This is a genomic window from Phytobacter cepae (assembly GCF_054165735.1).
Genome location: NZ_CM135107.1, coordinates 3,612,864 through 3,639,315 on the forward strand (window position 1 = coordinate 3,612,864; position 26,452 = coordinate 3,639,315).

Below are 26,452 nucleotides of genomic sequence, written 5' to 3' on the forward strand. Positions count from 1 at the left end.
GCCGGAGCTGACATGAAAACCAATCTCAAAGAACTGCTTGAATTCCCGACTCCCTTTACTTACAAAGTGATGGGTCTGGCGAAACCAGAGCTGGTTGATCTGGTGGTTGAAGTGGTACAGCGCCATGCGCCCGGTGATTACTCTCCGCAGATAAAACCGAGCAGCAAAGGCAATTACCACTCGGTATCCATCACCATCAACGCAACGCATATCGAGCAGGTTGAAACGCTTTACGAAGAACTGGGCAATATCGAAATCGTCCGCATGGTTCTGTAACCTGTCAGGTGTTATCCGGCACGCGCTGGGTAACACCGCTCTCTGTGATATACTCCCCGCACCCTTTCTTCTCCCGGAGATGCTGTTTTGTCTCAGGATACAATCCTAATCCGTAATCTGGGTTTACAACCCTACGATCCCGTTTCCCGGGCAATGCACGACTTTACCGATACGCGCACCGATACCACGCAGGACGAAATCTGGCTGGTGCAGCATCATCCGGTATTTACTCAGGGTCAGGCTGGCAAAGCTGAACACGTGCTGGCAGCGGGCGATATTCCGGTGGTGCAAAGCGATCGCGGTGGTCAGGTCACCTATCATGGCCCTGGTCAGCAGGTCATGTATGTGCTGATTGACCTCAAGCGACGTAAGCTTGGCGTGCGCGAACTGGTCACCTTGCTCGAACAGACCGTGGTTAACACGCTGGCTGAGGTTGGCATTGAAGCTTATCCTCGCGCAGATGCCCCGGGCGTATATGTTCAGGGAAAGAAAATTTGCTCCCTGGGTTTGCGCATCCGTAAAGGCTGCTCGTTTCACGGGCTGGCACTGAATATCGATATGGATCTTGCTCCCTTCTTACGCATCAATCCCTGCGGCTATGCGGGGATGGAAATGACCCAGGTCAGTCATTACCAGCCTGCGGTGAATATAGACACACTCAGACCCATATTGCTGGATAAGCTTTTAGCGCTGCTAAACAATCCACCTCATGAATATACTGCTGCTTAATATATAACGCAGAGCGGCCCACACGCTGTTGGGCCGCGGTATATTTCCGCCCGCAACCTTCACGTTTGAAAATATATTTTATTTTTTTATTTTCGCTGTCCGCCTGGAATTATTCACTCCGCCAGGTAACCCCCTGCTTAGAGGGCTTTAGAGATTCTGAATTAAATTTATGCACAAGATGCTGCATCTTCCTGTAAAACATTCATAATGATGATATGCGATGGACAAGCACCTCCCAAAATTCGTCACCACAAAAATAAATTCAACTATCATTCGTTATGTGAATGATTACGGAGTAAAAGCGTGGATTATAATAACCCGTCGGAACAGCGAATAACCGCACGCCCCGAAGAAGACAAGCCGCAAATCTTCCGCACGTTACGCAATATTGACCTCAATTTGTTGACTATCTTTGAGGCCGTATATGTGCAAAAAGGGATAGTAAATGCAGCTAAAGTGCTTAATCTCACGCCTTCTGCTATTAGCCAATCTATTCAAAAATTGCGCACAATATTTCCTGACCCACTATTTATCAGGAAGGGGCAAGGGGTGACGCCCACCGCCTATGCATCGCATTTGCACGAATATATTAGCCAGGGCCTGGAATCTATTCTTGGCGCCCTGGATCTGACGGGGAGTTACGACAAACAACGCACCATTACCATTGGTACCCCACCTTCCCTTGGTGCCATCGTTATTCCCGTAATCTGGAAGGCAATCAAAGAGGCGGCGCCGCATTTACTTATGCGTAATATCCCCATTCATGATGCGGAAAATCAGCTCAGCCAATTCCAGACCGACCTTGTCATTGATACCCATATCCCGACCGCCCGAACGCTCAATCATCATGCGCTTTATACCGACAGACTGATGCTAGTGTGCCGCCAGGGTCACCCCTGCTTGCGTTCGACCATCAATGAGGATGTGCTACAGCATTACGATCACACCCTTTTAATGATGGAGGGTCAAAATCTGAGCGGGCTGCGTCAGCGCGTGCAGGATCTCTTCCCCGAACGTCAGGTAAGCTTTAGCAGTTACAATATGTTTACCATTGCAGCACTCATCGGCAACAGCGATATGCTGGGATTAATGCCAACGCGGTTGTTTAAACTTTTCAGCGCCTGCTGGCCATTAGCTGAGATAGATTTTCCGCCTGTCAGCAATGAACGCCTTGATATCTCGCTCTATTACAATAAGTTGAGCCTGCGCGACCCGGTGCTGGAAAACGTGATTAACGTTATCCGTCGGGCATTCTAGCGCTCAACCTGGCCTGGCAAAACGACGCATGCTCTCTGGGCATTTGGTGCAAAACAACAACTATTTTACATTTTGCCCCGTTGTCAGGCTGCTTTCTCCCCCTCATCAATGGTATACTGCTCGCCGTGAATTCAAAAATAGTTGATAAATACAACATTCCCTTGAATTGAATCACTTACTTCGTTATCCGCAACTGGAACACGCACGCTATGAGTAAACCCATTGTGATGGAACGCGGTGTTAAGTACCGCGATGCCGATAAAATGGCTCTTATCCCGGTTAAGAATGTGGCAACAGAGCGCGAAGCGCTGTTGAGAAAACCGGAATGGATGAAAATAAAACTTCCGGCTGACTCGTCCCGTATTCAGGGTATCAAAGCAGCCATGCGCAAAAACGGGCTGCATTCTGTTTGCGAAGAGGCGTCCTGCCCTAACCTTGCTGAGTGTTTCAACCACGGTACGGCTACCTTTATGATTTTGGGTGCCATTTGTACACGTCGCTGCCCGTTCTGCGATGTGGCACACGGCCGCCCCGTTACGCCGGATGCGAATGAGCCAGTGAAGCTGGCACAAACCATCGCCGATATGGCCCTGCGTTATGTGGTTATCACTTCCGTTGACCGCGATGACCTGCGTGACGGCGGTGCTCAGCACTTTGCTGACTGCATCAGCGCCATTCGTGAAAAAAGCCCGACCATCAAAATCGAAACCCTCGTCCCGGACTTCCGTGGGCGTATGGATCGTGCGCTGGATATCCTTACTGCAACGCCTCCTGATGTGTTTAACCACAACCTTGAGAACGTGCCGCGCGTTTATCGTCAGGTACGCCCGGGTGCAGACTACAACTGGTCTCTGAAACTGCTGGAGCGCTTCAAAGAAGCCCATCCGCATATCCCGACCAAATCAGGTCTGATGGTAGGTTTAGGTGAAACCAACGCGGAAATCGTGGAAGTTATGCGTGATTTGCGTCGTCACGGTGTCACTATGCTGACGCTGGGCCAGTATCTGCAGCCGAGTCGCCACCACTTACCGGTGCAACGTTATGTGAGCCCGGAAGAGTTTGATGAGATGAAAGAAGAGGCGCTGGCGATGGGCTTTACCCATGCCGCATGTGGTCCTTTTGTTCGCTCTTCTTACCATGCCGACCTGCAGGCAAAAGGCATTGAAGTGAAATAATGGTGTAATATTCGATTACACTTGAGACAAAAAAACCGGCCAATGTGCCGGTTTTTTTATACTGTCAGCAAGACTTACTCTTTATGAGAAAGCTTTTCTGCCGTGATGTCATCCGTGGTTTTCTTAGCCGCGGTATCTTCATCATTCATCGCTTTTTTGAAGCCTTTGATGGCCGTGCCCAGATCGCCGCCCAGCGTACGCAGTTTTTTGGTACCAAACAGCAGAACAACCAGCGCGGCCACTACCAGCAGTTTGGTAATACTAATCTCACCCATAGATACCTTCTTTCATAGAACACAGCATAAAGCGCCATTATACCCTGACGTAATTAACGGTCATTCGGCGCGCGCACACAATAGCAATCTGTAACGAGATGAATCAAGCATTGTTTAAAAAAACATCACTTCAGCGTTGGCATAGCGAAGCGACGATTGCGTAATACGGGCAATGCGTCCCGCGTCTGCGTCAGCCGCGCGCGCGTCACCTCAGCGAAAATCAGTTGCGGAGCGTCCGCTGCCGCCGCAAGGGTCACACCCTGGGGATCGATAACCCGGCTTTGACCAATATTTTTGTTACCGCATTCCCCTGCGGCCACGAAATAGCAGGTCGTATCCAGCGCACGCGCCGCCAGTAAGGTTGCCCAGTGATGTTCTTTGAGCGGCCCACGCACCCATGCCGCCGGCAATACCACTATTTCCGCCCCTTGTAATGCCAGATTCGTTGCCAACTCCGGGAAGCGCAAATCATAACAGGTCATCAACCCAACTTTCATACCTTCTACATCAATAAGCGGGGGGATTTCTTGCCCGGCATCTACTCGCGCCGACTCCTGCATGTTGAAGGCATCATACAAATGCAGTTTGGCATACTGCGCAACGAGCTTCCCTTTTCTCAACACCACCAGCGTATTGACCGCCCTTCCCTGCGTAGAGGGGACATGAATCGTCAGTACGGTCGTCAGCGTGTTGCGCTGGCTTTCAGCTAAAAGAAGCTGCAAAAATTCACCATCCAGCGTCTGGGCGGAGTTCACTGACCGGTGCGGATCGTTATCATCACGCGCCAGTAAGGCCTCCGGCAACACTAACAAGGCGGCATTCTGAAGGGTGGCACGGGCCATCAGGTCCACGCAAATCCCGGCGTTGGTACGCCAGTCCGGGGTCACAACAAACTGCCCTGCAGCAACAATCATCTCTGTTTCTCCTGAAGGTGCCGATATAGCCATGTGACCGCTTCGGCGCTACACTCGTCACTCTAACAAATGGAATAGCAGGATTTCGCGGTGTTACAACTTCTTTTGGCGGTTTTCATTGGTGGTGGAACAGGCAGCGTCGCGCGTTGGGCGCTGAGTATGAAACTAAACCCTGCTCATCATGCCATTCCGATGGGCACACTGGCAGCGAATTTAATCGGTGCATTTATCATTGGCCTGGGCCTGGCCTGGTTCAACCGAATGACGCACATTGACCCGATGTGGAAACTGTTGCTGACCACCGGTTTCTGCGGCGGATTGACCACTTTTTCGACCTTTTCTGCCGAAGTGGTTTTTCTACTTCAGGAAGGCCGTGCTGGCTGGGCGCTGCTAAACGTGGCGGTCAATCTGCTGGGTTCGTTTGCAATGACGGCTTTCGCTTTCTGGCTGTTTTCCAGTGCGAGCACAAATTGAGGGCAAAAAAAACCCGCTTTTCAGCGGGTTTTGAAATTCTGTCTTAATGCTAACTTAGATAGGCATCACGTTAGCAGCAGAAGGACCTTTGGCACCGTTAGTGATTTCGAACTCTACACGCTGACCTTCAGCGAGAGTTTTGAAACCATTGCTCTGGATTGCAGAGAAGTGTACGAACACGTCTTTGCTGCCATCTTCCGGAGTAATGAAACCGAATCCTTTGGACTCATTAAACCACTTAACGTTACCTTTAATCTTAGACATCTATATTACCTTTACATGAAAAACGACACAAATGCTGTGTCGAGTAACAGTACAACAATTGTAGAGACTTTTGTCCAGTCGTTATTCATCAAAAAGTGATAAATGTCGCGAAGTTTATTCCAATCTACCGTTTGTAGCGCCGTTTACGCACAGGCTATTAAATGTGCGATACGAGGCGGCGTTACACTCAAAGACGCGGCCCATTTTTGTCGCGGCGATGCAGCAGTTCATACACGGCAGGGATGACAAACAGCGAGAGCAAAGGCGCAGTGACCATCCCACCAATCATCGGCGCAGCAATACGACTCATCACTTCAGAACCGCTGCCACCGCCCCACATGATCGGCAACAAACCTGCCATGATGGTCGCCACCGTCATCACCTTCGGCCGTACGCGTAATACCGCCCCCTCGTGGATTGCCCGGCGCAACATCTCATGCCCGCCATCGGGATCCCGCTTGCGGTGTTTATACAGCGCCTGATTTAAATAGAGCACCATGATAACGCCGAACTCTGCCGCCACGCCCGCCAACGCAATAAATCCGACCGCGCCGGCAACTGACAGGTTATACCCCAATAACCACAGTAACCAGACGCCGCCAATTAACGAGAAGGGTAGCGTGCCCATGATCAGTAGTGCATCGGAAATCCGCCTGAAGGTCATGAACAGCAACACGAAAATGATTAATAGCGTGACAGGAAGCACCACCTGTAATTTCGCGCTGGCGCGCTCGAGATATTCAAATTGCCCTGACCAGGAGAGCGTCACCCCCTGGGGCAGAGTGATTTGCTCAGCGACACGCTGCTGCATTTCATCCACGGCGGATTTTAAATCCCGTCCGCGCAGATCCACATATATCCAGTTTGATAAACGCGCATTTTCGCTCTTCAACATTGGCGGGCCTTCACTGACCACAATGTCAGCCAACTCCCCCAGGGCAATCTGATTACCATTTTCGGTAATCACCGCCAGCGCGCGCAGATCATCAACATTTTCTCGTAGCTCACGCGGGTAGCGAATATTGACAGGAAAACGTTCGCGTCCTTGTAAAACTTCCCCCACATTGTCGCCCCCTACCAGCGTGGCCACCAGCGACTGCAGCTCTTTTACCGAGACCCCGTAGCGCGCCGCCTGCTGACGGTTGATGTTAATGTCTACATAGCGCCCCCCCGCCAGGCGCTCAGCCAGTGCAGAGGTCACCCCAGGCACGGTTTTTACCACCTGCTCTATGCGTTGCGCCACGCGTTCAATGTCGGCAATGTTATTCCCGTTCACTTTAATACCAACCGGGCTTTTGATCCCGGTCGCCAGCATATCGAGGCGGTTACGGATCGGCGGCACCCATACGTTGGCGATGCCCGGCAGGCTCACGGTTTTATCCAGTTCATCCACCAGTTTTTCCGGCGTCATGCCGGGTCGCCACTGGTCACGAGGTTTAAAGCGAATGGTCGTTTCGAGCATGGTTAACGGTGCAGGATCCGTCGCAGTTTCCGCCCTGCCCGCTTTGCCAAACACGCTCTCCACTTCCGGTACGGTTTTGATCAGGCGGTCAGTTTGCTGGAGCAACCGCCCGGCTTCTCGCGCCGACATACCCGGCAGCGTCGACGGCATATACAGCAAATCACCTTCGTTGAGCGGCGGCATAAATTCGCTGCCCAGACGGCTCAGTGGCCAAAGCGTGACGAGCAGCAGCACAAAAGCCAGCATCAGCGTCGCCTTTGGCCAGCTCAGCACGCGCTCCAGAGCGGGTTCATAGAGGCGAATAAGAAAACGGTTGATGGGGTTGGCTTTCTCATCCGGGATTTTTCCCCGAATAAACAGCCCCATTAAAACCGGCACCAGGGTGATACCCAGTCCTGCCGCGACGGCCATCGCCCAGGTTTTCGTAAACGCCAGCGGTGAGAACATTCGTCCTTCCTGCGCTTCCAGCGAAAACACCGGAATAAACGACAGGGTGATAATCAGCAGACTGCAAAACAGTGCAGGCCCAACCTCCACCGCCGCCTGTTCCGACAGCCGCCAGTAATCGCCTGGGACCAACTGACGACCGGGATTATCATGCCGCCATTGCTCAATCACTTTATGCATGTTTTCGATCATCACGATCGCCGCGTCGACCATCGCGCCTATTGCAATCGCAATCCCCCCCAGCGACATGATGTTGGCATTGATCCCCTGGTAGTGCATCACAATAAACGCCCCCAGGATCCCCAACGGCAGCGAGACAATCGCCACCAGCGCCGAACGGAAGTGGAATAAGAACAGGGTGCACACCAGCGCCACCACAATAAACTCTTCAATAAGTTTGTGGGTCAGGGTTTCTACGGCGTGTTCGATAAGCGTTGAGCGATCGTACACCGGCACAATCTCGACCCCGGCGGGCAGCGTTTTCTGTACCGCCTGAAGTTTCTCTTTCACCGCGTGAATCGTTTGCAGCGCATTTTTGCCATAGCGCATGACGATAATGCCACCGGCCACCTCCCCTTCACCGTTGTACTCCGCGACGCCGCGACGCAGCTCAGGCCCGAGGCGCACACTGGCGACATCAGAAAGCATCACCGGCACCCCATCACGGCTGGTGATGACCACCTGGCGAAAATCGTCGAGCGTCTGAAGATACCCCGTGGTACGCACCATAAATTCGGCTTCCCCCATCTCAAGTAGCGCACCACCGCTTTCCTGATTGGCGGACTGCACGGCGGTAATCAACTGCCCATGGGTAATATTGAGCGCACGCATTTTTGCCGGGTCAGGCAGGATTTGATACTGGCGAACCATGCCCCCTACGCTTGCGACCTCCGCCACATTGGGTACGGTTTTCAGCTCAAACTTAAGCGTCCAGTCCTGTAACGCGCGCAGGTCGGCAAGATTGTGTTTACCGCTGCGGTCGATCAGCGCGTATTCATAAATCCAGCCCACACCAGTGGCATCGGGTCCCAGCGCAACACTCACTCCCGTCGGCAGTGAGGACTGAATCTGACTGAGGTTTTCCAGCACCCGCGAGCGCGCCCAGTAGAGGTCCGTATCGTCTTCAAACAGAACATAGACATAGGCGTCACCAAACATGGAGTAGCCGCGCACCGTCTTCGCCCCTGGGACGGAAAGCATCGCGGTCGTCAGGGGATAAGTGACCTGATTTTCGATGATCTGCGGCGCCTTACCCGGATAGCTGGCGCGAATAATCACCTGTACGTCCGACAGATCCGGCAGGGCATCCAGCGGCGCACGCTGCACCGACCAGACACCCCACCCTGTCAGCACCAGTGCCGCGAGCAGGATCAGCAGACGGTTGCGTAACGAAGCGCGAATAATGGCAGCAATCATTTCCTGCCCTCCCCACTTGCCATCAGATGGGTAATAACTGCACCGTTTTCATCATCGAGGGTGAAACTGAACATCACCCTGTCACCCACGTTGATCTCCGGTTGTGGCCGTTTGAGGACAAAATCCATGGTCATCGCCCCCCAATTCAACGCGGGAATCGGCTGGTGCGAAAGGGTGACAGACTGCCCGTCGATGGCTTCCACCACGCCGGTGCTTTCAAACTGTTGCGGCTGTTTTTCGAGGTTGGCGTCGGGCAGCGCGCTGCGCAAACTGGCCTCAGAATCAATCAGGAACTGGCCGGAAGTCACGACTTCATCCCCTTCTTTTAAGCCGGAAAGGACTTCCGTCCAGCCCTGCGCCGTTCTGCCGGTCGTCACCGTCACCGGCTGGAAGTGGCCCTCTCCTGAAGCCAATAACACCCGGCTGGCAGTACCGGTGCTGACCACTGCCTCTTCGGGAATCGCCATGACCGCAGGCTGTTTTTGCGCCTGCGGCTGGGTGACCGTCAGAAACATGCCCGGTTTCAGTTTTTGCTGCGCGTTCTCCAGCACAATGCGCGCCTTGAGCGTTCGGGTTGTGGTTTCCAGTTGCGGTAACAGTTCGCTCACCCGGCCACGAAATTGCTCTCCCGGCCAGCTTGCTGAGGTAGCAATAATCTCGCTGCCCGCCGTCAAGGTTTGCGCCTGGGTTTGCGGGTAATCCACCACCAGCCAGACGGGGTCAAGGCTCGCCAGTTCGAACAGCGTTTGTGTGGCGGCGACCTGAGCTCCCTCACGGGAATCAAGCTTAACCACATACCCGGCTCGCTCAGCACGCAAAGTCAGGCGAGTCTGCGGCTTACCGCTGCGCTCTACCGCCTGAACGATCGACGCAGGCATAAATTGCAGGGCCAGCCTGTCACGGGCAACACGCGTTAAAGTCGCATCACCAAGCTGGCGCACGGCCAGATACTCCTGCTGGGCCGCCGTCCATTGTGGGATCCATAACTGAGCCAGCGGTTCACCTTTTTTCACCCACTGCTGAGGGGCACGGACAAACAGCTTTTCCACTACCCCAGAGGCGGGCGAAGGCACCGCCTGGATGCCGCGTTCATCCGTGGTGACGGTGGCGAACGCCGAAAACGCCGAGGCCAGGGCACGTTTTTCCACTTTTGCCGTCGTCATCCCCAGATTTTGTTGCTGCCGAGCACTGACGGCCACCCCTGCGCTGTCCTGCTCTTCGTCGGCATAGCGCGGTACCAGGGGCATGTCCATAAACGGGGATTTACCGGGTTTATCAAATCGCTGTCCGGGTACCATCGGGTCGTACCAGTAAAGGACTTTTCGCGCGGAGTCCGAAACCTGATGGGTCTTCGCGGTGGGTTCAGGCTGCCAGCGCCCCACGCCGAAGCCCGCAGCTGCCGCCAGCCCGGCGGTAATCAGCACTGCAATAACCGTTTTTTTCATTGGCCCAGCTCCTGAGGAATCAACCACTGGATGGCGGCCCAGCTCCGGGCCATCTCTTTTTCGGCTTCAATCGTGGCCAGCTCGCTGTCCAGCACGGTGCGATGTGCTTCCAGCAGTTCAGATAACTGGCTTTGCCCGCTGCGATACTGGGCGGCCATCAGCAAAGCCCGCTTATGTACCAACGGCAACACGTCCTCTTTCTGGCGCATCCATAGCGCCTGTGCAGCGTGGTATTGCGCGATGAGCGACTGCACCTGTGCGACATGTTCGCGCTCGATGAGCGCAAGCTGGTCGTTAGCCTGCATCGTGCGGGAAATATCAGCGGCGTGATCTTTGTCCTGGCGCATTGAGGTGAACAGCGGTAAATCAACGGTGACCATCACGCCTGCCATATCTTCGTAACCTTCAGCGCGTCGCCCGTACCAGACCTCCACCTCCACATCCGGGATGGCTGCTATCGCCGACTGCGCCGACTGCGCTTTGGCACTGTTCGCCTCGCTGGCTGCCGCCACCATTTCCGGGTGCTGACTTACGCCGCTTTCCAGCGTGTGTTCATCGGCAGGCAAACGTTGATAACGCGGAAGGGGGCCACGGGCAGCGGTGACCGATTGCCCGGTTAATTGGGTCAGACGTGCCTTTGCAAGCTGCACGTCACGTTCGGCGAGAGTCACCTTGTCGCGCATCGCGTTTAGCCCAATCTGAAAGGTGAGCACGCTATCAGGGGCGGCATTACCTGCGCCGACGCTGGCCTTTTGCGCCCCCTGCTGGGCAGCCGTTTCTGCCAGCAATTGACGGGCGGTTTGCAAGGCGCGCGTCGACAAAGCCAGATCCAGCCAGGCCTGAGCCGCATCCCGCTGAAGCGTGGCGCGGGTGACGGCAGATTTGGCCTTCACGCTTTGCGCCTGTGCCAGCAGGGTATCGGCTTTGCGATCGCGCTTGTCTGAACTGACATACTGTTGCATCACGCCCACCCGCTGCATGGTCATGCCTTCCCGGGTAAAGCGGCGGTCGTTACTGCCTTGCACGGGCAGGTTTTCAATCCCGAATTTCAGCTTGGGATCAGGGAGCTGGCGGGCCGAGTCTGACATTGCGTCCAGCGCCTGGGCCTCATTGCGGCGGGCAGACAGCTCAGCGGAATAGTGCTCCGTAGCGGAAAGGGTTTGCATCAGCGTCAATGACTCCGCCTGCGCGGCGGAGCACATCACACCCAACACAACCCCACTCAGCCGGAGGCTCAGTGAGAATCGTTTCATCATTTCCCCAATTAATGTTGTGGTGTCAGAGAAACGATCTGGTAGCCGCGCTCATGCTGGCTGAAGGTAAAATCGACCTTCTGTCCTACCTGAAGTTCAGGCAAGTCGACACCTTGCGGCAGCGCAAACTGCATGGTCATCGGTGGCCAGTTGAGGTCCGGGATAGCCTGGTGGGAAATAGAAACGGCCTGCGGGGTGACTTTTTTGATAATGCCCTGCGAGTGGTAAACCGGTGCCTGCATCGCCGCGTGCCGCGACATGTCGTGATGCATGGTGTGGTTCATCTCAGCCGCCTGGACAGTGGAGACGGAAAGGGTAGCCAGCACTGCGGCCAGCAAGCAAAGAAGATAAGAACGCATGTCAGAACTCCTGTTAATCGTAAAAGAATGAAATTTCAACGAATTAACAGGTTTTATTCTCTGAATCGACAGAAGCGAATGGCGGCCGGGGGGCCAATAGCCGGTGGGGTGAGTGCCCATCCTTCCTGCGCCGTATCAACACAGACGGGGTCCGCAACAGCGAGAATCAGGTTAACAGGCAACGCCACCAGTGGCGGATGCCCGGTCTCTTTTTGCGCGACATCAGGGATGCAGTGCTTATCACACAACGGTGCCTTCATGGCGTGTACCGGTTGTGGCATCGCACTGTTATTCATCACATCGCCAGTCATCATGTGATCGTAATGCTGGGTCATGACCGTCGCGCCCTGCACATCAAGGTCGCAATCATGTGAAGCTATCGCCACCTGACTCTGGATCAACAGCCAGCCAAACGCCATCAGCAGCATCATAAGATGCCGCTTCATTGCGCGAAGTCGACTTACCCAACCAATGTGCATAATGACCCAGTGATGAACAGGAAACGGGCTGAGTATAGGCACCCATTTTTTTATTTTTAAAGGCTTTTTTAATTAATTTACGTGGTGAATGAATCGATAACTTAATACACGAATATCATTAACTTTTTATTTTCTTTTATAGGGTTAATTCTTTCACATTAAAGCAGGTAAGCAGACCTGCGTTTTCGGTTAATTTGTATCCTTCGGTTAAATTTACACGTTTATATTCTAAAAACGATCCTTCCTTGATTTTAATCATCTACTTGCTGACCGTTCTTCGGCACATTGCGTTTTTTCGTTTTCCCGCTGCTGTTTTCTCTGACCTTTATCCTGGGATCCAGAACATTATGTTAACGTTTATTGAACTACTCATTGGCGTCGCCGTTATTGTCGGTGTCGCACGCTATATCATCAAAGGTTACTCGGCAACCGGCGTGCTCTTTGTCGGCGGCCTGACGCTGCTGATCATCAGCGCCATTATGGGGCATAAAGTCCTGCCCGGCAGCGCCACCAGCACCGGTTACACCGCCACCGACATTGTAGAGTACGTGAAAATTCTGCTGATGAGCCGTGGTGGCGACCTTGGCATGATGATCATGATGCTGTGCGGATTCGCGGCGTATATGACGCACATTGGCGCCAATGACATGGTCGTTAAACTGGCTTCCCGTCCGCTGCGTTTTATAAACTCACCTTATTTACTGATGATTGCCGCCTATTTTGTCGCCTGCTTAATGTCGCTGGCCGTTTCGTCGGCCACCGGGCTTGGCGTATTATTAATGGCGACGCTGTTCCCGGTCATGGTCAACGTGGGAATAAGTCGTGGTGCGGCAGCAGCAATTTGCGCCTCTCCGGCAGCGATTATTTTATCGCCAACCTCAGGGGATGTGGTGCTGGCAGCTAAAGCCGCAGAAATGCCGCTGGTCGATTTTGCCTTTAAAACCACTCTGCCTATCTCTATTGCCGCCATTATAGCGATGGCGATTGCTCACTTTTTCTGGCAGCGCTATTTAGATAAAAAAGAGAATATCACTGCCGAAATTCTCGACGTTAAAGACATCACCACCAAAGCTCCGGCCTTTTACGCCATCCTGCCGTTTACGCCGATCATCGGGGTGCTGATTTTTGATGGTAAATGGGGCCCGGAACTGCACATCATCACAATCCTGGTCATTTGCATGCTGCTGGCGGCGGTGCTGGAGTTCTTCCGTGGCTTCAACACGCAAAATGTTTTCTCCGGTCTGGAAGTGGCTTACCGGGGCATGGCCGATGCGTTCGCCGGCGTGGTGATGCTGTTGGTTGCCGCAGGCGTCTTCGCCCAGGGGCTTAGCACCATCGGCTTTATCCAGAGCCTGATCTCTATCGCCACCTCCTTTGGATCAGCCAGTATCATTCTGATGCTGGTGCTGGTGATCCTCACCATGCTGGCAGCGATGACCACCGGCTCAGGTAACGCGCCGTTTTATGCGTTTGTTGAGATGATCCCAAAGCTGGCGCACGAATCCGCCATCAACCCAGCCTACTTGTCGATTCCGATGTTACAAGCCTCTAACCTTGGCCGAACCATTTCGCCGGTCTCGGGCGTGGTGGTTGCGGTCGCAGGGATGGCAAACATCTCCCCCTTCGAAGTGGTGAAACGCACGTCCGTACCCGTGCTTGTCGGCCTGATTGTGGTCATTATTGCCACGGAAATTCTGGTGCCCGGCGCCGCCGTTCGTTAAGTATCGCTCTGCCCTGTAAGCAAAAAGCGCCCGCCCGGCGCTTTTTGTGCTTTAATAACTGCCAGCAATTATCTCACCGTATGTATCAGGACTATCAATGTTAAGAAAGGGTCTCGTCGCCAGCCTTAGCGTCGCTGTGGCGATCCTCTCGCTCACCTCAGCCCACGCCGAACCGCTTGTTCCCAAAAGCTACGGTGATTTCGACCGCTATGTACTGGCGCTGTCGTGGCAAACCGGATTCTGCCAGAGCCAGCACGATCGGGGCAACCGGGAGCCGGACGAATGTCGTCTCCAAAAAGATTCGCCGCAGAAAAGTGATTACCTTACCGTACACGGCCTCTGGCCGAGCCTGCCGAAATCTATCGCCGCGCGGGGCGTCGATAATAATCGCTGGATGCGCTACGGCTGTGCCAGCCGCCCTATCCCCAATATGCCGGAAGCGAAAGCCAGCCGAAAATGCGCGGCGGAAGAGACAGGCTTATCGCTGGAGATGGCCAATAAACTCAACGCTGTCATGCCGGGTTCAGGAGGCAAGTCCTGCCTTGAGCGCTATGAATACGCCAAACATGGCGTCTGCTTTGGTTTTGATCCGGATGCCTGGTTTGGCGTGATGGTGCGCATGAATCAGGAAGTGAAGCAGAGTCCGTTAGGCGCTTTTCTGGCAGATAATTACGGCAAACGCGTGACCCGTCGTGATTTCGATGCCGCGGTAGCCAAATCCTGGGGCGACAGCAGCATTAAGTCCATTAAATTAAGTTGCAGTGGCAACCCCGCCTATATTACCGAACTGCAATTTACCCTGGATGCCGCTTCAGTGAATGCTCCACTTTCGCCGCTCAGTTTTCGCGCTCAGCCCCATCCGGGCAACTGTGGAGAGGCGTTTATTATCGACAGTCTGGGCTATTGATCTGCCATTCGCGGGCCCTTAACTCATAAACCCGCCAAATGTGAGCTTAGTCACTTCAAACTTGCCCTCACTCTCAGTATCATCGGATCTGCTAAACCCTCGCTGCCCGACGGCGAGGGTTTTTCTTTGGATCAATCGGGCACAACGCCGCCTAAGACATGGAGTAAGAGATGTCCAGACCTGCCATTATCATCAACGAACTCGACGCTGAGCGTATCGACCGCCTGCTGGAGAAACCGGCATACGCGAACCTGCCCGTCGCCCAGGCGTTAAACACCGAGCTGGATCGTGCGCAGATGTGTGCGCCTGAAGCGATGCCTGCCGATGTTGTCACCATGAACAGTACCGTGACGTTTCGTGAGCTGAAAAGTGGCGAAACACGCACGCGCACGCTGGTTTACCCGACAAAGATGACCGACAGCGCTGCCCAGCTTTCCGTTCTTGCGCCGGTGGGCGCCGCGCTGTTAGGTTTGCGCGTGGGTGACAGCATTCATTGGGAATTACCTGGCGGTACCGCGACCGACCTTGAGGTGCTTGAGCTGGTGTACCAACCCGAAGCGGCTGGCGAATACCTTCTCTGATTCACTCCCTCCCCGCGCTTAGAGGATGCGTGCTGCATCCTCTTCCCGTTCACTCACCCGAATGTCGCATTTCTTCGCGCCGCGTTTGATCCTAACGTTGTTTACAGGATCTTGCTCCGGGTTCGTGTATGAACGAGATTGCCCTCATCACGCTCATTTATTTTCTCATCGTCGCGGTCGTCGTCGCAGCGGTGCTCTATCTGGAACGCCATCGGTAGAATGCCCTGTCATTTCGCTAAAAAAGCAGATATTTCATCGATAATTCATCTACAAAGTAAATAATTGCCAGTGACCTTACAAAATTACGCTGCTGTTTGTGCTGCAATACACAGGACATAACCTACAGGGAGACGCGTTTATGTATCAGACAATTATCATGCCGGTTGATGTATTCGAAATGGAGTTAAGCGACAAAGCCGTGCGCCATGCTGAGTTCCTCGCCCAGGATACGGGAGTGATTCATCTACTGCATGTCCTGCCCGCTTCCGCCAGTTTAAGCCTGCACCGTTTTGCCGCCGATATTCGTCGTTTTGAAGAACATCTCCAGACCGAAGCGCAAACGAGGCTGAATACGATGGTCAGCCATTTCTCTATTAACCCTGAACGGATCAAAATTCATGTTCGTCTGGGCAGCGTGCGAGATGTGGTCAATGAAATGGCCGAAGAGTTGAAGGCTGATATGGTGGTGATTGGTTCCCGTAACCCTTCCATTTCGACCCACTTAATGGGGTCGAATGCCTCAAGCGTCGTGCGACACGCCCACATTCCGGTGCTGGTTGTGCGATAAAAAAAGAGGCTGCCCTGGGGCAGCCTCTTGATTATTGCAGGTGTAGTCCCTTCATTCTTCGAGCTGCCTGGGCGTTGGCTTCATGCAACTCGAATTATTTGGACTTGTCTTACTTTCTTTTTATGCACTCTTGGTGCGGATCAGGTAATCGAATGCGCTCAGAGAGGCTTTCGCACCTTCGCCAGTGGCGATAATAATTTGTTTGTACGGCACGGTGGTGCAGTCACCGGCGGCGAACACACCTTTGACGCTGGTTTCACATTTCGCATCAATGATGATTTCACCCATGCGGTTGCGCTCAATCGCACCTTCCAGCCAGGTGGTGTTCGGCAGTAAACCAATCTGCACGAAAATCCCTGCCAGCGCGATGTGGTGCACATCACCGCTCACACGATCCCGGTACTCAAGGCCAGTCAGCTTGCTGCCATCGCCTTTCACTTCGGTGGTCTGCGCATTCAAAATGATGTCGACGTTACCGAGGCTGCGCACTTTATCCTGCAGTACCTGGTCAGCTTTCATCTCTGGCGCAAACTCCAGCAGGGTGACATGTTCCACGATACCCGCCAGATCGATGGCCGCTTCCACACCGGAGTTACCGCCGCCGATGACCGCCACGCGTTTACCTTTAAACAGCGGACCGTCGCAGTGCGGGCAGTAGGTGACCCCTTTGGTGCGATACTGATCTTCGCCGGGCACGTTCATGTTGCGCCATTTTGCCCCGGTCGCAATGATGATACTGCGCGCTTTCAGCACGGCACCCGACGCCGTTTCAATCTGATGCAGGCCACCTTCCACCGCAGCCGGCGTCAGTTTGGTCGCACTCTGCGAATCAATCACATCGACATCGTATTCAGATACGTGTGCTTTCAGTGCGCCCGCCAGCTTCTGGCCTTCCGTCTTCGGCACGGAGATGTAGTTTTCGATGTCTACGGTGTCCAGCACCTGACCACCAAAACGCTCACCCATCAGACCGGTACGAATACCTTTACGTGCTGAGTACACAGCCGCCGCCGCACCGGATGGACCAGAACCGACAATCAGCACATCATACGCATCACGCTTGTTCAGCTCTTCCGCCGCACGTTTTTCTGCACCGGTATCAATTTTGGCAACGATTTCGGCGAGCGTCATACGCCCCTGACCGAACTCTTTACCGTTAACAAACACCGCCGGAACGCCCATCACATTACGGTCAGTGATTTCATTCTGGTAGGTGCCACCATCAATCGCCGTATGCTTGATACGTGGGTTGAGCACGGCCATCAGGTTAAAGGCTTGCACCACGTCCGGGCAGTTGTGGCAGGTCAGTGAGTAATAGGTTTCAAACTCGAAATCACCCTCGATATCACGGATCTGCTCCAGCAGTGCCTGTGTTTCTTTCGACGGATGACCACCGGTCCACAGCAGCGCCAGCACCAGTGAAGTAAATTCATGGCCCAGCGGCGAGCCAGCAAAGCGCGGACCCTGGTGTGAACCTGGATTTGTAATCAGGAACGACGGTTTGCGCACGGCCAGCGTGTTATCTTCTTTATAAGAGACTTTGTCTGACAGTTCAGCAATCTCAGCCAACAGTTCCTTGATTTCTGCCGATCTGGCGCTGTCATCCAGCGTGGCAATCAGCTCAACAGGCTTAGTCAGTTTCTCAAGGTAAGCCTTGAGCTGCGTTTTCATGTTTGTGTCGAGCATTTTTAATCTCCTGGGCTTAAAACATCATCATGCAAGCTGCCTTATTACGGCGGCTTCAATGCAACTTGAATCATGGTGCGTGGGATAAAAATCGGGTGCAAAACAGCACCCGATATTAGACGTCAATTTCCGAGAATTTCGCGTCAGAGCAAGGTGGCTAGCCTGAGAGTCCCCGGGAGCTTACATCAGTAAGTGACCGGGGCGAGCAGGTGACGCCAACGCCGCTATGGCACGAAAGGCGACGGAAATTTTAGATTTTGCCGACCAGGTCCAGGGACGGAGCCAGAGTCGCATCGCCTTCTTTCCACTTAGCCGGGCACACTTCGCCTGGGTGGGACGCTACGTACTGTGCTGCTTTGATTTTACGCAGCAGGTCAGATGCGTCGCGGCCGATACCTTCAGCGGTAACTTCGATAGCCTGGATGATACCCTGCGGGTCAACGATGAAGGTGCCACGGTCAGCCAGGCCTTCGTCTTCACGCATGATTTCAAAGTTACGGGTCAGGGCGCCAGTCGGGTCGCCGATCATCGCATATTTGATTTTTGCGATGGTGTCAGAGCTACCGTGCCATGCTTTATGGGTAAAGTGGGTATCAGTAGAAACAGAGTAAACGTCTACGCCCAGTTTCTGCAGCTCTTCATGATGGTCAGCAACGTCACCCAGTTCAGTCGGGCATACGAAGGTGAAGTCAGCCGGGTAGAAGAAGAACACGCTCCAGCGGCCTTCGGTATCTTTCTCAGTAACTTCTACGAACTCACCGTTTTTGAACGCCTGGTTTTTGAAAGGTTTGATTTTAGTGTTGATTAAAGACATCTGTACTTCCTCCGTGTTTTCGTTGAGGTGTAAGTTAACGAAATTTTTGTGATCCGGCTAATGCGTTTGCATTATCAAATCAATAAGCGTTAGCTAACAACCCGCACAAAACTGTTTAATAAACCGTACATGAACATTCGGTGAAGCTGATAAAGGTCCAGCCGCACCGCGAGAAACAAAAAAGCCACCTCACGGGTGGCTTGATACCTGAAAGACCCATGGGTGCTTCAGCGCCAGTCATGCTGGCATGGTCTCATGCGACATGCGATAAGTTGTCACACTGACGGTGGGGATTAGAACACTCTCGCGCGCGTATAACAATGTGTACCCCCCAGTTACTGCCTATGATTGTGATAGGTTTCACCGTCGTGGCGCTTAATGGGTTAATAAACGCACTTTCACGACGCCTTTCCAGTCTGGAGCTTAAGGTAAATGCGTACGTGCAGAGGTTCAGCCGCTACCTGACTGTTAAAAATCGTAACTAAAATTACACCCCTGCAAAATGAGATGACCCGCTGAAATCCATTTATTTAATGAATAATTGAAGAAAAACATAAATCCCGCATTTTTCATCACGCCTGAGTTATAGATACCCCGTGACGCCAGGGAATTATTTATCATGAAAATTTAGCAGGAATGAATTTATTGATGAGAATTATGCTTCAGAAGCAGAATGACAATCATAGTTACATTCTGCAAACTGGAATAACCTGTTTTACAAAAAATAGACAGTTTGATAAATTCTACGCATAAAATAATACCAGACATTCATGAATGTTATACCACTGAATTATATGAAAAATTAAAGGTTAACTCTTCGATTAATTTCTTTATCATTCTCTGCTAAACCTTTCGGTCAATCAGGAATCATTGACGATGCATATTCAAAAGCAGATCCTCGAACAGGACGTTCTGGAAGCTAGCATAGAAAGAATCACCTGGACATTAGAAAATTTTTCAAAAGTATGTGTCTCTTTTTCTGGCGGAAAAGATTCCAGTATATTGCTGAACTTAACGGCGCAAATCGCCCGAAAACACAATAAGAAATTCAGCGTTTTATTTATCGACTGGGAAGCGCAATTTAATTACACCATCACGTATGTCGAACAAATGCGGGTGGACTTTCAGGACGTTATCGAACGCTTCTACTGGGTTGCGTTGCCGCTCACCACGCAAAACGGGCTGTCGCAATTCTCTCCCACCTGGCAATGCTGGGAACCGGGAGCGGAATGGGTGCGTCAGCCCCCTGAGCACGCCATCACACAACCCAATACGTTGTCTTTTTATGAACAGGGAATGACCTTTGAGGCCTTTGTCGGCAAATTTGCTGACTGGTTTGCCAATAATCGCCCCGCCGCCATGTTGATTGGCATCCGGGCGGATGAGTCCTACAACCGTTTTATGTCTATTGCGTCTGCGCGGAAAATGCGGTTTGCCGATGATAAACCCTGGACTACAGCGGCCCCCCGAGGCCATGCCTGGTACGTTTACCCTATCTATGACTGGAAAACTGCCGATATCTGGACCTGGTTTGGCAAAACCAAAACACCCTATAACCCACTTTATGATTTGATGTATCAGGCGGGTGTCCCGGCACGTTATATGCGCATTTGCGAACCTTTTGGCCCGGAACAGCGCCAGGGTCTGTGGCTATATCACGTCATTGAACCTGAACGCTGGGCCATTATGTGTGAACGCGTGAGCGGCGTCAGCAGCGGCGGGATCTATGCCGGCCAGGATAATCAGTTTTATGGGCACCGCAAACTTCTCAAACCTGACCATCTGAGCTGGCGTGAATATGCTTTACTGCTGCTCGACAGCATGCCTGAACAGACCGCTGAGCACTATCGCAATAAAATCGCGGTCTATTTACGGTGGTATGAAAAACAGGGCATCTCCTCAATTCCTGACACACAATCTAACGATGCGGGAGCGAAAGATATTCCCTCCTGGCGACGTATCTGCAAGGTATTACTTAACAATGATTACTGGTGCCGGGCGCTTTCCTTTAGCCCGACAAAGACGAGCACCTATCAGCGCTATCACGACCGAATCGCATTGAAACGCAAGGAATGGGGAATTTTATGCAACAGCAATTAATGCAGGCTCTGAATGACTTTCTGAACACCCTGGCGGTGGAAGAACGCATCAGTGCAATCAATGATTTTCGTCGGTTGCTGCATGAGCATAGCCCGTTTAGCGATCAGCCTGTCGATTGTGTGTTGTGGGTTAAGAGCAGTAAAGTTTCGCCTAACGACTACAACCCAAATAACGTCGCCCCGCCAGAAAAAAGATTGTTACTTAAATCCCTTGAAGCAGATGGCTTTACTCAGCCGATCGTCGTGCAGGAAGATACGCCGGATCACTTTGAGATTGTCGATGGGTTTCATCGCCACGAACTGGGCAAAACCCGGGCATCGCTTAAAAGACAGCTGTTAGGCTATTTGCCGGTAACCTGCCTGAATCGCGAACGTTCCAGCAAAACCGACCGCATGGCATCCACCATTCGCCACAACCGGGCACGCGGGCGTCATCAAATCAGCGAAATGTCAGAAATTGTGCGCGAATTAACGCGATCTGGCTGGGATGAAGAGCGAATTGGCAAGGAGCTGGGAATGGACAGCGATGAAGTGCTGCGTCTGAAACAGATCAACGGCCTGACAGAACTCTTCGCAGGCCGCCGATTCTCACGTGCGTGGACGGTTAAATAACATCATTCAGAGTTTGCACAACCGCTCTGCCGCCGCCAACAGCGTCGATTCCTGTTTCGCAAAGCACAGACGAATCAGTTTATGTGGGAAGGGGTCGGCACAGAAGACCGACAGCGGAATCGCCGCCACGCCGACCTCTTTGGTCAGCCACTGGCAAAAACTCACGTCATCAAGACTGGAAATGGCGCTGTAATCGGCCAGCAGGAAGTAGGTGCCCTCGCAAGGGAGAATCTCCAGCCGACTGCTGCTCAGCGCATTAATCAGCACATCGCGGCGGGCCTGATAAAACGCCGGAAGTTCGCGATAATGTTCCGGCTCGGTACGCAGCATATCTGCCAGGGCCAACTGCGCGGGTGTGTTGACCGAGAAGGTCAGGTACTGATGCACTTTGCGCAGTTCAGCACTGATGGCAGCCGGTGCCACGCAGTAACCCACTTTCCAGCCGGTCATATGGAAGGTTTTACCGAAGGATGAAACCGCAATCGCCCGCTGGCGTAGCTGCGGATGCGCCAGCACGCTGGCATGTCCTTCTTTTGCAAAGCAGATGTGTTCATAAACTTCATCGCTCAGCACATAGATTTCTTTCTCACCGATCGCCTGCCACAGGGCCGAAAAATCCTCTTCGCGCCATACCGTTGCGGATGGATTATGCGGCGTATTAAGGATAACCAGCCGCGTTTTATCGCTCAGCAGCGCAGCGAATGCCTGCCAGTCCACGCGAAAATGCGGCGGCTGCAGGGCAATCCGTTTCAGCACGCCGCCGGAAAGCTCCACCGCCGGGGCGTAGCTGTCGTAGCTTGGGTCAAAACAGATAACTTCATCCCCCTTACGCACCAGCGCAGTGATGGCTGCATATAAGGCTTCCGTTGCACCGGCGGTGACCGTCACTTCAGTGTTCGCATCCGGTTTGTAGTCGTAAAGTTCTTCTGTTTTATCGGCAATGGCCTCACGCAGCGCCTGCACGCCGGTCATCGGCGCATACTGATTCGCCCCCTGTGCCACATGGTGCGCCAGGCGCTCCTGCAAATAGCGCGGGCCGTCAAAATCCGGGAACCCTTGCGAGAGGTTAATTGCCTGGTACTGCTGTGCCAGGGCGCTCATCTGCGTGAAAATGGTAGTGCCGAGGGCGGGAAGTTTGCTCTGCGGAATCAGTGTGTTGTCGCTCATTGAGGCCTGCCTGCTAGTAATACTGGTGTTGCTGCCACTATAACACGATGTTAGTATTTGGCAATCAAGACGCTTAGACGTCTAAATCATAATAATATGCCTCCCCACGCGCCACGTCGTGCGCATAAAGGAAGACCATGACTGATAACCTGCAACTTCAAGAACTCGTTCACGCCTGTCACTGGATTGGTCAGAAGGGGTGGTCCCCCGCAACCGGTGGCAACATGTCGGTGCGCGAAGATACACAATGGTGCTGGCTGAGTGAATCCGGCAAAGATAAAGGCAGCCTGACTCCCGCCGATTTTCTGCAGGTCTCCATTGCCGACAACCACGCGCCATCCGGGCGTAAACCGTCGGCGGAAACCGGATTGCATACGCTGATTTATCGCCTGTTCCCGGATGCCGCTGCCGTGTTGCATGTTCACACGGTCAATGCCACGGTACTGTCTCGCGTGGAGCGGGCGCCGGAGTTGCTCATCAGCGGCTTTGAAATGCAAAAATCCCTGCGGGGGCAAACGACGCATCTTGATACCGTGCCGATTGCTATTTTCGATAACTCTCAGGATATTGATGCCCTCGCCCGCCAAATCGCGCATTATGCGCAAACGCGCCCGCTTAACTACGGCTTTTTACTGCGGGGTCACGGTCTGACCTGCTGGGGGCGTGATGTGGCGGAAGCCCGTCGACACCTCGAAGGGCTGGAATTCCTGTTTGAATGCGAAATGCAGCGACGGCTGCTGGAGAAATGATGATCCGAGCGATTGTAACCGACATTGAAGGCACCACCAGCGATATCCGCTTTGTGCACAACGTGTTATTTCCTTACGCCCGCGAACGCCTGCCGGCGCTTCTCGCTGCGCAGCAATATGGTGAGCCGGTGAAAACCATCCTCGACAATCTGCGCGAAGAGATCGGCCAACCCGATGCCTCCACCGCCAGCCTGCTTGATACCTTGCTGGCGTTTATGGATGAAGATCGTAAATCGACGGCGCTGAAAGCCCTGCAGGGGATTGTCTGGCGTGACGGTTATGTTAACGGCGACTTCACCGGCCATCTTTACCCGGATGTTCTGCCTGCTCTGGAGCAATGGAAAGCCAAAGGCATTGATTTATATGTTTATTCCTCTGGCTCCGTAGCAGCGCAAAAACTGTTATTTGGCTACAGCGACGAAGGTGATATTACTCATCTGTTCAGCGGCTATTTCGACACCCTGGTGGGGGCGAAGCGCGAAGCGCAGTCGTATCGCAATATTGCTGAACAATTGGGCGTTCCTGCGGCGCAGATCCTGTTCCTCTCTGATATCCACCAGGAGTTGGACGCCGCCGAAGCGGCCGGTTTGCGTACCGTACAGCTGATTCGTGGCGACAATGACGCCGCCAGCCATCATCACCAGGTTCCCTCTTTCGACCATATTAAGCCGGAGCAGATCCCCTCATGAGCGCACTGACCATTTATTCAGACAAGGACGCCAGCCAGCCAACCTGGCAGAGCACCGACGCCACCGAGATTCAGCAGAAGCTGAACGCGAAGGACGTTCGCTTTGAGCGCTGGGAAGCCGACCGCGACCTGGGCGCTGACCCGTCACCGGAAACGGTGATTACCGCTTATCAGCACGCCATCGACAGGCTGGTTGAAGAAAAAGGCTACCAGAGCTGGGACGTCATCAGCCTGCGCGCCGATAACCCGCAGAAAGAAGCGCTGCGTGCCAAATTCCTCAACGAACACACCCACGGCGAAGATGAAGTCCGCTTCTTTGTGGAAGGTGCCGGGCTGTTTTGCCTGCACATCGGCAACGAGGTCTACCAGGTGCTGTGCGAAAAAAACGACCTGATCTCGGTGCCCGCCGGCACCCCGCACTGGTTTGATATGGGCTCAGAGCCGAATTTCACCGCCATCCGCATCTTCGACAACCCGGAAGGCTGGATTGCCCAGTTTACCGGCGATGCCATTGCGGACGGGTATCCGAGACTGGCGTGACATTTACTCCTCTCCCTTGTGGGCTGAGGAATCCCCAGAAAAAATGTATGCACGGACAGTCCCCTCGCCCCACCGGGGAGAGGGTTAGGGTGAGGGGGAAATGCAGCTCTGATGGTCATTCCGTTCACCTTATGTTCCATGCTTTTTTGTAGCAACAGAACCCGTGAACGTGCCAGGGTGGTTCACCGCCACCACCCTGGCGACCCGGGCTCCCGGCCAGGAAAATCGCCGCTGGCGCGGTCCACTTAGCGTATTCCTTCAGGCTTATCGGGGACGGGCGAAGGTAACATCCATGTAAAGTCGCCCTCGCCGCGCATCCCTGCGCGTCGCCCCGGCCTTGCGGATACGCTTCGTCGATTTTCAGCCGGACCCAGTCATCGCGGTGACTGTTGTGTTCTCATTGCGCAGTGTTATCGCTGCAAAACGTAAGATTACTGGGGATTCCTCAGCCCTTGTGGAATCATTCCTTATAATATGAAACTAAAAACATCCCTTTCCCCAGAACAATAAATAGTGCACTGAGAGCATATCCCACTTGCCTCTATCAAGTCGCAGGTGGGATTCTGGATTACTTCATTTCAAACAAGGTCTGTACTACCGCACCCACATCTACCCCCACCAACCTCGCCAGATGCACAAACTCCACCACATCCAACCTTCTCTCACCATTTTCAACTTTAGCGATAAATGACTGTGGTTTGCCAAGAGCTTCAGCGAGTTGAATCTGCGTGATGCCACGGGCTTTGCGGGCATCTTTCAGAGCATTGATTACGAGTTGATACTCTTCTGAGTAGACGGAGGCCATGGCATCGATTCCTTGAAATTATCCTGAAATCGAATATCTGCTCATTGCCTTTTTATCCCAAAATAGGATAATCGAATCCTTAACAGCATAGTGAAAGGAGAACACGATGAACGAACGGAACTGGCACACGGCGGACATTCTGGCTGGGCTAAAAAAACGTGGTATAAGCCTGGCAGCGCTTTCTCGCAGTGCAGGACTTTCATCATCCACGCTGGCGAATGCCCTGCATCGCCCATGGCCAAAAGGTGAAATGATCATCGCGCAAGCACTTGAAGTCTCACCTGAAACCATCTGGCCTGAGCGTTACTTTGATAAAAATGGGCAAAAGCGAATCCGCTTAACCCGAGAGACTCGCCGCAAACAGAGCCCCTACCCATTCCCGTAGCCCCTCTTCCCCTCAATTCTGCACGATCTATACTTCTCACCCAATAAAGATCGATTCACATGGAAGAGACAATGAAGAAAATTGTATTGATGCTGATGATGATGGTGCTGGCTGGTTGCACATTAACAACACCGATGCCGAAAGAGGATACCCTCACTTACCTGCGGGTCACGGAGAATAATATTACCGTCCTGTCTGACAAGTACGGCTATGTCTTTCAACGTGATAAGACGCGCGATGTGTATAACGATTACAAAGCATTTTATGACGAGTTCGGTGATAAAAGCCCCGGCGTAGCGGTGTACTTTGTGGTGAAAGATAAAGATGTTACAGCGGAGTATCGCGCGATTGTCGATGCAACCCAGCTCACCCCCGCGCAGGCTGACCGACTCAAGTACCACTACAACGCACACGTTATGGAGTCCGGAAAAACGTTGGTGGCGATCTTTAAAGCCAGGGGTTCTTATGATGGGAGCTTGCATTATCGCACCACTGGCGCGACCAAATTGGATCCTCCCGTGACGGTAATGATTACCGACAAGACCGAGCAGAAGGTCAGTTATCTGGCACCACTCATGATCCCTATTTTCCCGCTGGTGATGATGTACGGCTGTGCGACCGGGCCATGTGTGTAAGCGGGTGTCCTTCTGCCATTTTTGCGGGTAGTGGAGCAATCAGATGTCATG

The 26,452-nt window shown here is 53.1% G+C and carries 29 protein-coding genes; 17 read left to right on the top strand and 12 right to left on the bottom strand.

Annotated elements, in window-relative coordinates; all coding sequences use genetic code 11:
• Positions 1 to 12: 12 nt before the first annotated feature.
• From ybeD to lipA, 4 genes are all read left to right on the top strand, one after another.
• On the top strand, positions 13 to 276 hold the full coding sequence (ybeD, locus tag ACUY4Q_RS16990; RefSeq protein ID WP_458043887.1) for a DUF493 family protein YbeD: 264 nt from the start codon (positions 13 to 15) through the stop codon (positions 274 to 276).
• Between the two features lie 87 nt (positions 277 to 363).
• Entirely contained in the window at positions 364 to 1,005 is a 642-nt protein-coding gene (lipB, locus tag ACUY4Q_RS16995; RefSeq protein WP_458043888.1) for a lipoyl(octanoyl) transferase LipB, read from the top strand.
• Between the two features lie 303 nt (positions 1,006 to 1,308).
• Positions 1,309 to 2,262, top strand: a complete 954-nt coding sequence (locus ACUY4Q_RS17000) for a YbeF family transcriptional regulator (RefSeq protein WP_458043889.1) — start codon at positions 1,309 to 1,311, stop codon at positions 2,260 to 2,262.
• Between the two features lie 209 nt (positions 2,263 to 2,471).
• Positions 2,472 to 3,437, top strand: a complete 966-nt coding sequence (gene lipA, locus ACUY4Q_RS17005; protein ID WP_458043890.1) for a lipoyl synthase — start codon at positions 2,472 to 2,474, stop codon at positions 3,435 to 3,437.
• A gap of 74 nt (positions 3,438 to 3,511) precedes the next feature.
• Here lipA and tatE read toward each other — a convergent pair whose 3' ends face one another.
• Together tatE and ACUY4Q_RS17015 are read right to left on the bottom strand one after the other, a co-directional pair.
• Positions 3,512 to 3,712, bottom strand: coding sequence for a twin-arginine translocase subunit TatE (tatE, locus tag ACUY4Q_RS17010; protein ID WP_458043891.1), 201 nt, complete (start codon positions 3,710 to 3,712; stop codon positions 3,512 to 3,514).
• A 125-nt stretch (positions 3,713 to 3,837) separates the two neighbouring features.
• Positions 3,838 to 4,626 carry a deaminated glutathione amidase gene (locus ACUY4Q_RS17015; protein WP_458043892.1) on the bottom strand — a complete coding sequence of 263 codons (789 nt, stop codon included), beginning with the start codon at positions 4,624 to 4,626 and terminating at the stop codon, positions 3,838 to 3,840.
• Positions 4,627 to 4,716: 90 nt separating this feature from the next.
• On the opposite strand from ACUY4Q_RS17015, the gene crcB reads away from it, so the two are divergent.
• Positions 4,717 to 5,100: a fluoride efflux transporter CrcB gene (gene crcB, locus ACUY4Q_RS17020; RefSeq protein ID WP_458043893.1), complete on the top strand. Its 384-nt coding sequence runs from the start codon at positions 4,717 to 4,719 to the stop codon at positions 5,098 to 5,100.
• Positions 5,101 to 5,154: 54 nt separating this feature from the next.
• Here the strand turns inward: crcB and cspE are convergent, their stop codons facing one another.
• The 6 genes from cspE to ACUY4Q_RS17050 all read right to left on the bottom strand — a co-directional run bounded on the left by cspE (position 5,155) and on the right by ACUY4Q_RS17050 (position 12,192).
• Entirely contained in the window at positions 5,155 to 5,364 is a 210-nt protein-coding gene (gene cspE, locus ACUY4Q_RS17025; RefSeq protein ID WP_004100146.1) for a transcription antiterminator/RNA stability regulator CspE, read from the bottom strand.
• A gap of 187 nt (positions 5,365 to 5,551) precedes the next feature.
• A complete protein-coding gene (locus ACUY4Q_RS17030) occupies positions 5,552 to 8,689 on the bottom strand; it encodes an efflux RND transporter permease subunit (RefSeq protein WP_458043894.1) in 3,138 nt (1,045 codons plus the stop codon).
• The gene (locus ACUY4Q_RS17035) at positions 8,686 to 10,134 is read right to left on the bottom strand and encodes an efflux RND transporter periplasmic adaptor subunit (protein WP_458043895.1); all 1,449 of its coding nucleotides are present in this window, start codon (positions 10,132 to 10,134) and stop codon (positions 8,686 to 8,688) included. Before ACUY4Q_RS17035 ends, ACUY4Q_RS17030 begins: the two co-directional genes overlap by 4 nt.
• Positions 10,131 to 11,387 carry a TolC family protein gene (locus ACUY4Q_RS17040; protein ID WP_458047372.1) on the bottom strand — a complete coding sequence of 419 codons (1,257 nt, stop codon included), beginning with the start codon at positions 11,385 to 11,387 and terminating at the stop codon, positions 10,131 to 10,133. Before ACUY4Q_RS17040 ends, ACUY4Q_RS17035 begins: the two co-directional genes overlap by 4 nt.
• A gap of 11 nt (positions 11,388 to 11,398) precedes the next feature.
• Positions 11,399 to 11,746, bottom strand: coding sequence for a copper-binding protein (locus tag ACUY4Q_RS17045; protein WP_458043896.1), 348 nt, complete (start codon positions 11,744 to 11,746; stop codon positions 11,399 to 11,401).
• Between the two features lie 53 nt (positions 11,747 to 11,799).
• Complete coding sequence (locus ACUY4Q_RS17050; RefSeq protein WP_458043897.1) at positions 11,800 to 12,192, bottom strand: DUF2946 domain-containing protein; 393 nt, start codon at positions 12,190 to 12,192, stop codon at positions 11,800 to 11,802.
• 380 nt (positions 12,193 to 12,572) lie between these two features.
• Between ACUY4Q_RS17050 and dcuC the strand changes: the two genes are divergently transcribed.
• The 5 genes from dcuC to uspG all read left to right on the top strand — a co-directional run bounded on the left by dcuC (position 12,573) and on the right by uspG (position 16,221).
• A complete protein-coding gene (dcuC, locus tag ACUY4Q_RS17055) occupies positions 12,573 to 13,946 on the top strand; it encodes an anaerobic C4-dicarboxylate transporter DcuC (protein WP_458043898.1) in 1,374 nt (457 codons plus the stop codon).
• Positions 13,947 to 14,043: 97 nt separating this feature from the next.
• Complete coding sequence (rna, locus tag ACUY4Q_RS17060) at positions 14,044 to 14,853, top strand: ribonuclease I (RefSeq protein WP_458043899.1); 810 nt, start codon at positions 14,044 to 14,046, stop codon at positions 14,851 to 14,853.
• A gap of 170 nt (positions 14,854 to 15,023) precedes the next feature.
• Positions 15,024 to 15,434, top strand: coding sequence for a nucleoside diphosphate kinase regulator (rnk, locus tag ACUY4Q_RS17065; RefSeq protein WP_458043900.1), 411 nt, complete (start codon positions 15,024 to 15,026; stop codon positions 15,432 to 15,434).
• A 128-nt stretch (positions 15,435 to 15,562) separates the two neighbouring features.
• Complete coding sequence (gene yldA, locus ACUY4Q_RS17070) at positions 15,563 to 15,652, top strand: small membrane protein YldA (RefSeq protein WP_458043901.1); 90 nt, start codon at positions 15,563 to 15,565, stop codon at positions 15,650 to 15,652.
• A 140-nt stretch (positions 15,653 to 15,792) separates the two neighbouring features.
• Positions 15,793 to 16,221: a universal stress protein UspG gene (gene uspG / locus ACUY4Q_RS17075; protein ID WP_458043902.1), complete on the top strand. Its 429-nt coding sequence runs from the start codon at positions 15,793 to 15,795 to the stop codon at positions 16,219 to 16,221.
• A 120-nt stretch (positions 16,222 to 16,341) separates the two neighbouring features.
• Here uspG and ahpF read toward each other — a convergent pair whose 3' ends face one another.
• Together ahpF and ahpC are read right to left on the bottom strand one after the other, a co-directional pair.
• Positions 16,342 to 17,907 carry an alkyl hydroperoxide reductase subunit F gene (gene ahpF / locus ACUY4Q_RS17080; protein WP_458043903.1) on the bottom strand — a complete coding sequence of 522 codons (1,566 nt, stop codon included), beginning with the start codon at positions 17,905 to 17,907 and terminating at the stop codon, positions 16,342 to 16,344.
• A 250-nt stretch (positions 17,908 to 18,157) separates the two neighbouring features.
• Positions 18,158 to 18,721: an alkyl hydroperoxide reductase subunit C gene (ahpC, locus tag ACUY4Q_RS17085; protein WP_458043904.1), complete on the bottom strand. Its 564-nt coding sequence runs from the start codon at positions 18,719 to 18,721 to the stop codon at positions 18,158 to 18,160.
• Between the two features lie 876 nt (positions 18,722 to 19,597).
• Between ahpC and ACUY4Q_RS17090 the strand changes: the two genes are divergently transcribed.
• A complete protein-coding gene (locus tag ACUY4Q_RS17090; RefSeq protein WP_458043905.1) occupies positions 19,598 to 20,821 on the top strand; it encodes a phosphoadenosine phosphosulfate reductase in 1,224 nt (407 codons plus the stop codon).
• Positions 20,794 to 21,432 (top strand): IbrB-like domain-containing protein, encoded by a 639-nt coding sequence (locus ACUY4Q_RS17095; protein ID WP_458043906.1) that lies wholly within the window; start codon positions 20,794 to 20,796, stop codon positions 21,430 to 21,432. Before ACUY4Q_RS17090 ends, ACUY4Q_RS17095 begins: the two co-directional genes overlap by 28 nt.
• Before the next feature lie 6 nt (positions 21,433 to 21,438).
• Here ACUY4Q_RS17095 and ACUY4Q_RS17100 read toward each other — a convergent pair whose 3' ends face one another.
• On the bottom strand, positions 21,439 to 22,599 hold the full coding sequence (locus ACUY4Q_RS17100; protein ID WP_458043907.1) for a pyridoxal phosphate-dependent aminotransferase: 1,161 nt from the start codon (positions 22,597 to 22,599) through the stop codon (positions 21,439 to 21,441).
• Positions 22,600 to 22,736: 137 nt separating this feature from the next.
• Between ACUY4Q_RS17100 and ACUY4Q_RS17105 the strand changes: the two genes are divergently transcribed.
• From ACUY4Q_RS17105 to ACUY4Q_RS17115, 3 genes are read left to right on the top strand one after another with little or no spacing between them, the layout of a single operon-like run.
• The gene (locus ACUY4Q_RS17105) at positions 22,737 to 23,348 is read left to right on the top strand and encodes a methylthioribulose 1-phosphate dehydratase (protein WP_458043908.1); all 612 of its coding nucleotides are present in this window, start codon (positions 22,737 to 22,739) and stop codon (positions 23,346 to 23,348) included.
• Positions 23,348 to 24,037 (top strand): acireductone synthase, encoded by a 690-nt coding sequence (gene mtnC / locus ACUY4Q_RS17110; RefSeq protein ID WP_458047373.1) that lies wholly within the window; start codon positions 23,348 to 23,350, stop codon positions 24,035 to 24,037. Before ACUY4Q_RS17105 ends, mtnC begins: the two co-directional genes overlap by 1 nt.
• Complete coding sequence (locus ACUY4Q_RS17115) at positions 24,034 to 24,576, top strand: 1,2-dihydroxy-3-keto-5-methylthiopentene dioxygenase (protein WP_458043909.1); 543 nt, start codon at positions 24,034 to 24,036, stop codon at positions 24,574 to 24,576. Before mtnC ends, ACUY4Q_RS17115 begins: the two co-directional genes overlap by 4 nt.
• A 568-nt stretch (positions 24,577 to 25,144) precedes the next feature.
• Here the strand turns inward: ACUY4Q_RS17115 and ACUY4Q_RS17120 are convergent.
• Positions 25,145 to 25,381, bottom strand: coding sequence for a helix-turn-helix domain-containing protein (locus ACUY4Q_RS17120; RefSeq protein ID WP_458043910.1), 237 nt, complete (start codon positions 25,379 to 25,381; stop codon positions 25,145 to 25,147).
• Positions 25,382 to 25,487: 106 nt separating this feature from the next.
• Here ACUY4Q_RS17120 and ACUY4Q_RS17125 point away from each other — a divergent pair, with 106 nt between their 5' ends.
• Both ACUY4Q_RS17125 and ACUY4Q_RS17130 read left to right on the top strand, forming a co-directional pair.
• A complete protein-coding gene (locus ACUY4Q_RS17125) occupies positions 25,488 to 25,766 on the top strand; it encodes a helix-turn-helix domain-containing protein (RefSeq protein ID WP_458043911.1) in 279 nt (92 codons plus the stop codon).
• 71 nt (positions 25,767 to 25,837) lie between these two features.
• Positions 25,838 to 26,401 (top strand): hypothetical protein, encoded by a 564-nt coding sequence (locus tag ACUY4Q_RS17130; protein WP_458043912.1) that lies wholly within the window; start codon positions 25,838 to 25,840, stop codon positions 26,399 to 26,401.
• Positions 26,402 to 26,452: the final 51 nt, after the last annotated feature.

Excerpts from the sequence above, each read along its gene's own strand:
- ACUY4Q_RS17095 (WP_458043906.1), top strand. The coding sequence starts at position 20,794 with ATGGGGAATTTTATGCAACAGCAATTAATGCAGGCTCTGAATGACTTT.
- ybeD (WP_458043887.1), top strand. The coding sequence starts at position 13 with ATGAAAACCAATCTCAAAGAACTGCTTGAATTCCCGACTCCCTTTACT.
- lipA (WP_458043890.1), top strand. The coding sequence starts at position 2,472 with ATGAGTAAACCCATTGTGATGGAACGCGGTGTTAAGTACCGCGATGCC.
- ahpC (WP_458043904.1), bottom strand. The coding sequence starts at position 18,721 with ATGTCTTTAATCAACACTAAAATCAAACCTTTCAAAAACCAGGCGTTC.
- ahpF (WP_458043903.1), bottom strand. The coding sequence starts at position 17,907 with ATGCTCGACACAAACATGAAAACGCAGCTCAAGGCTTACCTTGAGAAA.
- ACUY4Q_RS17100 (WP_458043907.1), bottom strand. The coding sequence starts at position 22,599 with ATGAGCGACAACACACTGATTCCGCAGAGCAAACTTCCCGCCCTCGGC.
- ACUY4Q_RS17125 (WP_458043911.1), top strand. The coding sequence starts at position 25,488 with ATGAACGAACGGAACTGGCACACGGCGGACATTCTGGCTGGGCTAAAA.
- mtnC (WP_458047373.1), top strand. The coding sequence starts at position 23,348 with ATGATCCGAGCGATTGTAACCGACATTGAAGGCACCACCAGCGATATC.
- rnk (WP_458043900.1), top strand. The coding sequence starts at position 15,024 with ATGTCCAGACCTGCCATTATCATCAACGAACTCGACGCTGAGCGTATC.
- tatE (WP_458043891.1), bottom strand. The coding sequence starts at position 3,712 with ATGGGTGAGATTAGTATTACCAAACTGCTGGTAGTGGCCGCGCTGGTT.
- ACUY4Q_RS17120 (WP_458043910.1), bottom strand. The coding sequence starts at position 25,381 with ATGGCCTCCGTCTACTCAGAAGAGTATCAACTCGTAATCAATGCTCTG.
- rna (WP_458043899.1), top strand. The coding sequence starts at position 14,044 with ATGTTAAGAAAGGGTCTCGTCGCCAGCCTTAGCGTCGCTGTGGCGATC.
- yldA (WP_458043901.1), top strand. The coding sequence starts at position 15,563 with ATGAACGAGATTGCCCTCATCACGCTCATTTATTTTCTCATCGTCGCG.
- ACUY4Q_RS17045 (WP_458043896.1), bottom strand. The coding sequence starts at position 11,746 with ATGCGTTCTTATCTTCTTTGCTTGCTGGCCGCAGTGCTGGCTACCCTT.
- uspG (WP_458043902.1), top strand. The coding sequence starts at position 15,793 with ATGTATCAGACAATTATCATGCCGGTTGATGTATTCGAAATGGAGTTA.
- cspE (WP_004100146.1), bottom strand. The coding sequence starts at position 5,364 with ATGTCTAAGATTAAAGGTAACGTTAAGTGGTTTAATGAGTCCAAAGGA.
- ACUY4Q_RS17130 (WP_458043912.1), top strand. The coding sequence starts at position 25,838 with ATGAAGAAAATTGTATTGATGCTGATGATGATGGTGCTGGCTGGTTGC.
- ACUY4Q_RS17105 (WP_458043908.1), top strand. The coding sequence starts at position 22,737 with ATGACTGATAACCTGCAACTTCAAGAACTCGTTCACGCCTGTCACTGG.
- ACUY4Q_RS17115 (WP_458043909.1), top strand. The coding sequence starts at position 24,034 with ATGAGCGCACTGACCATTTATTCAGACAAGGACGCCAGCCAGCCAACC.
- ACUY4Q_RS17030 (WP_458043894.1), bottom strand. The coding sequence starts at position 8,689 with ATGATTGCTGCCATTATTCGCGCTTCGTTACGCAACCGTCTGCTGATC.
- dcuC (WP_458043898.1), top strand. The coding sequence starts at position 12,573 with ATGTTAACGTTTATTGAACTACTCATTGGCGTCGCCGTTATTGTCGGT.
- ACUY4Q_RS17040 (WP_458047372.1), bottom strand. The coding sequence starts at position 11,387 with ATGAAACGATTCTCACTGAGCCTCCGGCTGAGTGGGGTTGTGTTGGGT.
- ACUY4Q_RS17015 (WP_458043892.1), bottom strand. The coding sequence starts at position 4,626 with ATGATTGTTGCTGCAGGGCAGTTTGTTGTGACCCCGGACTGGCGTACC.
- ACUY4Q_RS17035 (WP_458043895.1), bottom strand. The coding sequence starts at position 10,134 with ATGAAAAAAACGGTTATTGCAGTGCTGATTACCGCCGGGCTGGCGGCA.
- ACUY4Q_RS17090 (WP_458043905.1), top strand. The coding sequence starts at position 19,598 with ATGCATATTCAAAAGCAGATCCTCGAACAGGACGTTCTGGAAGCTAGC.
- ACUY4Q_RS17050 (WP_458043897.1), bottom strand. The coding sequence starts at position 12,192 with ATGAAGCGGCATCTTATGATGCTGCTGATGGCGTTTGGCTGGCTGTTG.